We start from the raw sequence: 8936 nt of genomic DNA on the forward strand, positions 1-8936 counted from the left end.
CTGGTGTTCGTCTCCTCCCCCCCCGCCCGCCCCCCCCCGCCCCCCCCGGGGGCCCCCGGGCCGGGGGGCCGCGCCCCCCCCCCGGTGGGGCCGGGCGGCGGTCCGCGACATCTCCCGGCCCGTGGGAGCCGGCCATGCCCGCTGACGCCACCGTCGTCCGGGCCGGAGAGCCGTTCCCCGGGACATGGTCGGCTTCCCTCTACCTCTGCGGCCCCACCGCACGCGACCCCGGCACCCCGCTCTGGCGGGACCGGGCCATCCGCCGGATACACGAACTCGTCGCGGACCGAGGGCCCGAGGAGGACGGCCCCGTGGTCTTCCTGCCCGAGCCGGAACCGGGCCGGCCGCTCTCCTACGAGGAGCACATCGCGTGGGAGGAGGAGGCGATGGGCATGAGCGACGTGATCCTCTTCTATGTGCCGCGCGCCCTACCCGAGCTCCCCGGCCTGGTCACCAACGTCAAATGGGGCACCTGGTACCACTCGGGCCGGGCCGTTCTCGGCTCCCCGCCGGAAGCCCAGCGCAACGAGTACCTGCTGCACTTCGCCCGCGAACACGCCGTCCCGGTCCTCGACTCGCTGGACAGAGCCGTCGCCGAATCCCTGCACCGCCTGGGTACGGGCGCGCGCCGACGGGCCGGTGAGCGGTGGGTCCCGCTCCATCTGTGGCACACGCCCGAGTTTCGGCGGTGGTACGGGCTGGAGGCCGGCCGGGGACGCACCCTGCGGTCCGCGGAGGTGCTGTGGACCCGCGGATCTCCGGCCCGCGAGTGGGCGGTGCGCGGTGTCTGGGAGGAGCCGGGCACCACCGATGCGGCCGTGCAGACGCTCGTGGTGCATACCGGGGGAAGCGAAGTCCTCGGCGGTGACGGCCGCGAGAGCTGATCCCGCCACCGCGCGGTGAGCCCCGGCCTGTGGGGGCACACCGCGCGGTGGCAGTCCGCTACGGCATTCCGGGCAGGGCGCTGAGGAACGCGTGCAGACTGCGGCTGTGCACCGGATCGCGTTCCACGGCGTCGCCGAACACCTCCGCGACCACCGCGTCGGGATCCCCGTGCCTGCGGGCGGCAAGGACAGCCTCGTCCCAGCGTTCGCGCACCAGCCGCAGATGGCCCTCCCAGTCCAGGCCGGCCACGCCCGGGGGCAGCCGGGAGGCGTCCTCGGCCGGGGGCTCCGGCCGGTTCGCACCGCCCCGGGTCCGGCCGGGCAGGACTCCACTCAGGTCCCGTACCTCGCGCCGCGCCCGCCCGTCCCGGCGCAGCAGCAGAAAGCTCGTGTAGAAGCGGCAGGCCCCGAGCGCGTCGGTGTGGGCGTCGAGCCGCCGCAGGAGCTCGGCCGCGGACAGCCCGGGGTTGTGCGCGGCCGCCCGTAGCGCGGTCAGTCCGCTGCGGGTCCGCATGGGCAGGCTGGCCTGCACTGTGACGAGAACCGAACTGTCCCCCGCGTGGTCGAAGATCTCCGCCAGCGCCGCCGGCCCCCGCTCGTCCCCCGCGGACTCGAAGCGCATCAGCAGCACCCCGCCGTCCCGGAGCATCCGGGGGGCGTTGGCGGTGACGGCCCGGACCACGTCCAGCCCGTCGGGGCCGCCGTTCCCGCCGGGCCCGTACGCCAGTGAGTCAGGCACCACCACGCCCGGCGGGTTGGAGGCGATGAAGTCGTAGCGGCCGCTCCCCTCCAGGGCCGCGGTCGCGTCGGCCGTGACCGCCTCGACGCGGTGGGCCAGCCCGTTCAGCGCGGCCGTGGCGGCCGTGGCGGCCACGCACGCCGGACTGATGTCGATGGCGGTGGTGTGCAGCCCACGGGCAGCCAGCGCGCTCGTGGTCAGCCCGGAGCCGGAGCCGATGTCCAGCGCTGTGCCCCCCGCGTGCACGCTCAGAAGCCGGTCGGTGAAGGTCAGGCCGTCCTCGCCGAGGTACACCCCGCTGCGGGCGGGCCGGTCGTGGCGGTCGGCCACAGTCAACAGGCCCCGGAACGCGGTGAAATAGTGATCCTTCGTCCGGTGCGTTCCGGCCTGCTCGGCGTCGTCCCGGTCGGCGAGCAGGCCCGATGCGGCGAGTGCCGCGGCGAGTTCCGGCGGCGGCGCGACGCTGGACGCGCCCAGGTGCAGCAGGTGGAACAGCGGGTCGTCGGCGGCGCCCTCCTGCAGCCAGGGCTCCAGGCCCCGGCCGGCGGTCAGCCGGTACGTCTCGGTCCGCAGCGCCCAGTCCAGGCCTCGCAGCACCTCGCCGAGCCGGGCCCATCCGGGCGCGGCCCCGGCCGGCCGGCCGTACTCCCCGGTCCCTGGTTGCGAGGATTCCTTCATGGGGCTCTCCTTCTCTGGTCGGTGCCGGACATCCGTCTACGGCAGAGGGGTCAGCGGGAGGTGGTGAGGACTGGCAGCAGCAGGTGGGAGGGGCGTGACCGACCGTGGTGAAGGGTGGTGGCGACCATCTCGCAAGGCCGGGACCAGGGCTCGGCCGGATCGCCGCCGGTGCCGGGATTGACCTCGAAACGTGGGAAGTTGCTGCCGGCCACCTCCAGCCGTACGCGGTGGCCGGGGGCGAACACATGGCCCACCGCGCCGAGCCGGACGGTGACTTCGACGGTCCGACCCGGTAGCCGCGGCCCGTCGGCGCACTCCGCGTAGCCGGCGCGGATCCCGTCGCACAGGATCTCGGCACGGCCGTCCGGTGACACATCCACCAGCTTGGCCGCGATGTCCGTGGCGGGCCCGGAGCAGGAGACGTGTACGACGAGCGTCACCTCACCCACCACGGTCAGCGCGGCGGTCTGCGGTGCGCCGGTGTAGCAGAGCACATCGGCTCGGCGCTCCACGGCCCGCTGGTCCTGCGGCCCGCAGTCCGCGCCGACGAACATGCCGGTCATCAGGGTCGCCCCACCGGCCGTGGGCACCGGGTCGCCGGGATCATGGAGGAAGCGGTCCGAGCCGGCCGCAGGGGGCCGGCCCGGGAACAGTGCGCCGTCACCCGCGGCGGAATTGGCATGCCGGGCGCCGCTGGTCAGGTACAGCGCCACAGGGCTGACGTCCGGCACCGGCCAGTCCGGGAAGGTCTGCCAACGGTCGGCACCGGTCAGGAAGATTCGCACCCGCTCCGCCGGCGGCCCGCCCGTCCCCTTCAGCGTCCGGTCGAAATGCTCGATGTGCAGCCCGGTCACGTCCAGAACCTGGTCGTCGGCTCGGACCCCGTAGCGCCGTCCGGGAAAGACCCCGCCGCGGATGCAGTGCGACCAGGGGCCGACAACCAGCGTGGCGTGCTCGCGCGCCGCGGCCGAACCGCCGTGCCGGCGTCCCCCGGCGTAGTTCTCCAGCGTTCCGCCGAGGAAGATGTCGTACCAGCCCCCGATATGCAGTCCGGCCGCCCGCATGGCCGGATAAGTCCGGTTGGGTGCGGCGCGCAGCCAGTACGGGCCGGGCCGGGGGTGCTCGCGCCACCGCCGCACATACGGGACCAGTTCGTCCAGAAGCTCCCAGGCGAGATCGGGGGTCCGGTACAGGTCCTCGATGGAGTCGAGTGCGTCGAGCACCCGTTGCGCCGCGCCCGCGTTGCCGGGGCCGGCCGCCAGCACCCCCGGCAGCAGCAGGTCGGCCAGGGCCCAGTGCAGGACGAAACCGAGCTGGAACACACCACCCTGGTAGCACCAGCCCTCCCGGAACTCGGACCCGGCCATGTGCGCCGAGACCGCGTGGAGCGCCTGCGGGGCACGACCCGCGGCCAGCAGCGCGGTGCTGCCTTCGTATGAGCGCCCCAGCATGCCGACCCTGCCGTCGCACCACGGCTGCGCTGCGGCCCAGTCGACCGTGTCGGCGCCATCCGCGCCCTCGGCCCAGAACGGCTCGAACTCCCCGCCCGAGGAGCCTCGGCCGCGGATGTCCTGGACCAGCAGGCCGTAGCCGGCCGTCAGCAGCCGCCGGGTGTCCAGCCCGGGCCCGGCAGGTTCGCCGGCACGGCCGTAGGGGGTACGGCGGATCAGCGTCGGCAGCGAAGCGCGGGAATCCGGCCGATAAAGGTCCGCCTGCAATACGGTGCCGTCCCGCAGCGGTATCTCCAAATCATGTTCCACTACGATGCGCATCAGCGGATCCTCACCGGTGGAATTCCTCCTCCCGACGCCCTGTGTGTTCCCTCCCCGGGAACTACGGGCCTGCCGGCCACAGGATTGGTCATCGTTCTTCCCGGCGTCAACAGCGCGACAGCACAAGTGCCCTCTATCCAGGGACGAATCGCCATCGACATTCCGCGCCAGGGAATCTCCTTGACATGCTCTTTAACCGGCCGAGATGATCGGCGCATCGTGGTCGTGGGCCTTTTGACCGGCGCGAACCGGGAAATCAGCGCTGTTTCAACGAAAAGAACCAGCCAGCAGAGCGGTCAAGATCCTGGCGCAAACCGTAGCGTGAACGACACAGCCGGTCGTCACGCGGCCGGCGCCCTGGCAGAGTCGTGCGCAACCGTACGTGCATGCCCCGGCTCTCGCCTTCCACCACAGTCTTTTGGAGAAATTCCCTTGCCTGTCGGTATGTTCCGGCCCGCCGAGCTCCCGGCGACCGTTCCCGAAGCCGACCACCGCAGCGCCTGGCGCTACCTGTGGTGGCTGATCCGGATCCGCCCATGGCTGCTGGCGCTGAGCGCCGCCCTGGGCGCTCTGTGGATGCTTCCGCTCGCCTTGCTCCCGCTGGTCGTCGGATACGCCATCGACGACGGCATAGACGGCGGGTCGGCCTCCTCGCTCACCGGCTGGGCCATCGTGGTCGCGGTGCTGGCTGTGCTCCAGGCAGTCGCCGGCGCGGGACTCATCCAGGCCGCGGTGGGAGGCCAGATGCACGCGGTCGCCACCAGCCACCGGGTCGTGCTGCGACAAACCACACGGCTGGGCGGATCACTGCGGCACAAGTCCGGCTCCGGCGACGTGGTGGCCGTCGCCGCCGGCGACATCCCCAACATCGGCAGCGCCTTCGAGGTCGTGGGCCGGTCCTCGGGAGCTGCCGTCTCCTTCCTGGTCATCGCTGTTGCCCTCACCGTCACCTCACCCGTCCTGGGCGTGGTGGTACTCATCGGCGTACCTGCGGCTCTACTCGGGATCGGCCCACTACTCCGCCCGCTGCAGCGGCGCAACGAGGAGCAGCGCGACCGGCTGGGCACCGCGACCGCGCAGGCCGGTGACATCTGCTCGGGGCTGCGTGTACTGCGCGGCATCGGCGGGGAGCGGAAGTTCACCGACCGCTTCGTCGGCGTCAGTCAGGAAGTGCGGCGCGCAGGGGAGTCCGCCGGGAGGCTGGAGGCCTGGCTCGGCACCGCCGGGGTGTTCCTCCCAGGCCTGGTCACCATCGCTGTCGCCTGGCTCGGTGCCCGGCTCGTTCTCTCCGATGTCATCACCCCGGGCGAACTCCTCGCGTTCTACGGCGCGTCGGTGTTCCTCGTCATCCCGGTGAGTACGGCGACGGAGGCCGTGGAATCGATCAGCCAAGCCCATGTCGGGGCCGGCCGGATCTGCCGCTTCCTCAGCCTGGACCCCGAACCCCCGCCGCCGGAACACCCGTTGGCACTGCCGTCGCACGCTCTGCCGCTGGAGGACCAGGCGACTGGCATCGAAGCACCGGCGGGCCGGCTCACGGCCGTGGTCACCAGCAGCGAGCACGGTTCACAGACTGCGGCCAGGATCACCCGGTACGGGCCCCCGGCCCCCGTGGACGGCACCCGGCTCGCGGGCATCCCGCTGGACCGGATCGCCCTGCCGGAGCTGCGCCGCCAGCTCGTCCTGTGCAGCTACGCCGACACCCTCTTCAGCGGCCCCCTGCGGGCCGAGCTCGCCGGCGACCGGGCCCATACCGACGAGGAACTGCGTGAGGCGCTGTACGCGGCCGCCGCCGAAGACGTGGTCGAGGCACTGCCGCACGGGCTGGACGACGCCGTCATCGAGGGCGGTCGCTCACTGTCCGGTGGACAGCGGCAGCGGCTGATCCTGGCCCGCGCCCTGCTCGCCGCCCCCGACGTACTGGTCCTCGACGATCCGACATCAGCGGTCGACGCCTCCACCGAGGCACTGATCGCCCGGCGCGTGGCTCGCTACCGCGCGGGACGCACCACCCTCGTCTTCAGCGGCAGCCCACTGTGGGCAAACGCCGCCGACCACGTGGTCGCGCTCGATCCGGTGGCCATCGCCGGCGGCCACGTCGACCACGGAGAGGCACGAACACCATGACCACCACCCAAACCGCCGATGCCGCCCCCGGGGCGCCCCCCGCCGACGAGCAGCCGGGACCCCGGTTGCCGCTGGCCGGGCCGCAGGAAGTGCACCACTGGTTCTGGACGTTCGTCCGCGGCAACTCTGGCCGGATCACCGCGATGCTGGCCCTCTTCGGGCTCGCCCTGGCCACCGGTCTCGTCGGCCCCCGGCTGCTGGGCCATCTGGTCGAGTCCGTCCAGCGCGGCACGACCACCTGGCGCGTGGACATGGTCGCGCTCGTACTCGTGGCCGTACTCACCGTCCAGGCACTGCTCACCCGGGCCGCCCAGGTACAGACCACCCTGCTCGGCGAGAAGGTGCTCGCCGAGACCCGGGAGAGCTTCGTACGGCGCGTCATGCGGCTGCCGCTCGGCACGGTGGAGTCCGTCGGCACCGGCGACCTGCTCAGCCGCGCCACCTCCGATGTCGACCGGCTCAACGAGGGCATCCGGCTGGCCATGCCGAGGATCCTGATGGCAACCGTCACCCTGGCGCTGACCATCGTCGCGATGCTCCTGACCTCGCCCCTGTTGTCCCTGTTCCTGCTCACCGGGCTGCCGCTCGCGGTGTTCTCCACCCGCTGGTACCGGCCGCGCGCCACCCGCGGCTACGAGGAACTGCTGAAGGACGAAGCCGAGGTGATCGCCAGCACCCACGAGACGGTCCGCGGTGCCGCCAGCGTGGAGGCGCTCGGTCTGGCCGGGCGGCGGATCGGCCACCACAAGAGCGCGGTGGCCCGGGTCGTCCGCCACCGTCGCCGGATCACCGGCCTGCAGACGGTCTGGTACCCCAGTCTGGATCTGGCCACCATGATCCCGATGACGCTCACCCTGCTGGTAGGCGGCGCCGCCTACCGCGACGGCCGGGTGGGACTGGCCGAGATCACCGCCATGATGCTGTATCTCCAGAGCCTCAACGGGCCCCTGGTCGAACTGCTCTCCTGGACCGACGAACTCCAGGTCGGCAACGCGGCGCTCCGGCGCATCCTGGGCGTGGAGCGCCTTCCCGTAGAGCGGTCCGACACCGGCGCGGTACCCACCGGTCGGCGGATCCGACTGCGCGGCGTACGGTTCGGCTACGACCCCGGCCGCGAAGTCCTCCACGGCATCGACCTCGACATCCCGCCCGGCGGCCGTATCGCCGTGGTCGGCACCTCCGGAGCCGGCAAGTCGACGCTAGGCAAGCTGCTGGCGGGGATTCACCACCCGACGGCGGGCGTGCTGGAGATCGGGGACGCCCCGGTGAGCGCGATGTCGATCGGCACTCTGCGCAGCGAGGTCGCCCTGGTCACCCAGGAGAACCACGTCTTCGCGGGCAGCGTCCGGGACAACCTGACCCTGCCGGAACGGCGCGGCCCCGGCGGCGGAACCGGGCCGGACGACGGCACCTGGGACGACGGGGAGCTGTATGCCGCCCTGCGGACCGTAGGCCTGGAGGAGTGGGTGCGCAAGCTGCCCGACGGGCTCGACTCCCCGGTTGCCACCGGGGTGACGGACGTACCGGCCGTCACCGCCCAGCAGATCGCCCTGGCCCGGCTGCTACTCGCCGATCCGCACACCCTGATCCTCGACGAGGCCACGGCCCTCATGGACCCCACCGCCTCCCGCCAGGTGGAGCGGTCCATGGCCGCACTGCTCGCCGGGCGGTCGGTCATCTCGATCGTGCACCGACTCGACTCCGTGCAGGACGCCGATCTGATCGCCGTCATGGAGTCCGGACGCATCGTCGAACTCGGCAGCCACCAGGCGCTGTTGGAGAAGGACGGCGCGTACGCACGGCTATGGCGGTCGTGGACCGCGGCCGGCGGCGGCGCGGAGGCGAGCGGCTGAACCGGGAGCGGCAGCCCCGGCCCCGCCTCAGCGCGGGGCCGGGGCGCCGAGGAACCCCACGATCGCCTCGTTGACGGTGCCGGGCCGCTCCAGGCAGCCGTAGTGGCCGCAGTCGGGGATCTCCCGGTAACAACCCGCCGACAGCGCCTCGGCCACTTCGCGGCCCAGCCGGGGAGGGGCCACGAGGTCGTGCTGGAAGCCCAGGACGAGGACCGGGCCCGTCACCCCGCGCAGCCCGGCGAGCTGGTCGGCCTGGTCACCGGGCGGTTCCCCGGGTACGCCGCCGGCCCGCACGCCGGCCTCGAACAGGTCCAGCCAGTCCAGGATCTCACCCTCCCGCTCCCAGGTACGAGGCCCGAGGTGCAGCACCGCCTGGAAGAACGCCTGGTAGCGCGGCGGCGGTTGGACCCCGGCCTCATGCAGCGCACGCTCCGCCGAAAGCAAGGCGCCGCCCACCGGGTCCGGCCGGCCCCGGGTCGCCACGAGCACCGCCCGCGTCCACAGATCTGGGCGGTGGACGAGCAGCCCCTGGACGAGTTGCGCGCCGAGCGAGAACCCGACGAGCCCGCACGGCCCGGTGCCCAGTAGTTCGACGGACTCCGCAAGCAGTGCGGTCAGTTCGTCCCGCGGCCCGGCGGCCTCCGGCAGTTCGAGGGTGATCGCCTCATAGCCGGCGGCGACCAGGGCGGGTACCTGGTGGGCCTGCCAGAAGTCACCCGGTCCGCCCGCGGCGACGAGCACCACGGGCGGGCCGCTGCCCGTCCGCCGATAGCGCACCTCACGCTCGCGACCCGTCGTCAGTGTCGCCACTGTCTGCCCCTCCGCACGGTCGAAGCCCGCCCGTACACGCGATCGGCCACGTGCCGGGGTGCCCCGGCACGTG

Annotated in this window: 6 protein-coding genes; 3 read left to right on the forward strand and 3 right to left on the reverse strand. The window is 72.7% G+C overall.

What is annotated here, in order from left to right; all coding sequences use genetic code 11:
• The first annotated feature begins 134 nt into the window (after positions 1-134).
• Positions 135-884: a hypothetical protein gene (locus ABTZ94_RS34025; protein ID WP_351206747.1), complete on the forward strand. Its 750-nt coding sequence runs from the start codon at positions 135-137 to the stop codon at positions 882-884.
• Positions 885-942: 58 nt separating this feature from the next.
• Here ABTZ94_RS34025 and ABTZ94_RS34030 read toward each other — a convergent pair whose 3' ends face one another.
• Together ABTZ94_RS34030 and ABTZ94_RS34035 are read right to left on the reverse strand one after the other, a co-directional pair.
• On the reverse strand, positions 943-2301 hold the full coding sequence (locus ABTZ94_RS34030) for a methyltransferase (RefSeq protein ID WP_351206749.1): 1359 nt from the start codon (positions 2299-2301) through the stop codon (positions 943-945).
• Between the two features lie 50 nt (positions 2302-2351).
• On the reverse strand, positions 2352-4073 hold the full coding sequence (locus ABTZ94_RS34035; RefSeq protein ID WP_351206751.1) for a CocE/NonD family hydrolase: 1722 nt from the start codon (positions 4071-4073) through the stop codon (positions 2352-2354).
• A 432-nt stretch (positions 4074-4505) separates the two neighbouring features.
• Between ABTZ94_RS34035 and ABTZ94_RS34040 the strand changes: the two genes are divergently transcribed.
• Together ABTZ94_RS34040 and ABTZ94_RS34045 are read left to right on the forward strand one after the other, a co-directional pair.
• Complete coding sequence (locus ABTZ94_RS34040) at positions 4506-6200, forward strand: ABC transporter transmembrane domain-containing protein (RefSeq protein WP_351206753.1); 1695 nt, start codon at positions 4506-4508, stop codon at positions 6198-6200.
• Positions 6197-8053, forward strand: coding sequence for an ABC transporter ATP-binding protein (locus ABTZ94_RS34045; RefSeq protein WP_351206755.1), 1857 nt, complete (start codon positions 6197-6199; stop codon positions 8051-8053). The genes ABTZ94_RS34040 and ABTZ94_RS34045 overlap by 4 nt, the downstream gene beginning before the upstream one ends.
• Before the next feature lie 27 nt (positions 8054-8080).
• Here the strand turns inward: ABTZ94_RS34045 and ABTZ94_RS34050 are convergent.
• A partial coding sequence (locus ABTZ94_RS34050; protein WP_351206757.1) for an alpha/beta fold hydrolase occupies positions 8081-8936 on the reverse strand: 856 nt, incomplete at its 5' end.

This window comes from Streptomyces sp. NPDC002785 (assembly GCF_040295565.1).
Lineage (GTDB): Bacteria > Actinomycetota > Actinomycetes > Streptomycetales > Streptomycetaceae > Streptomyces.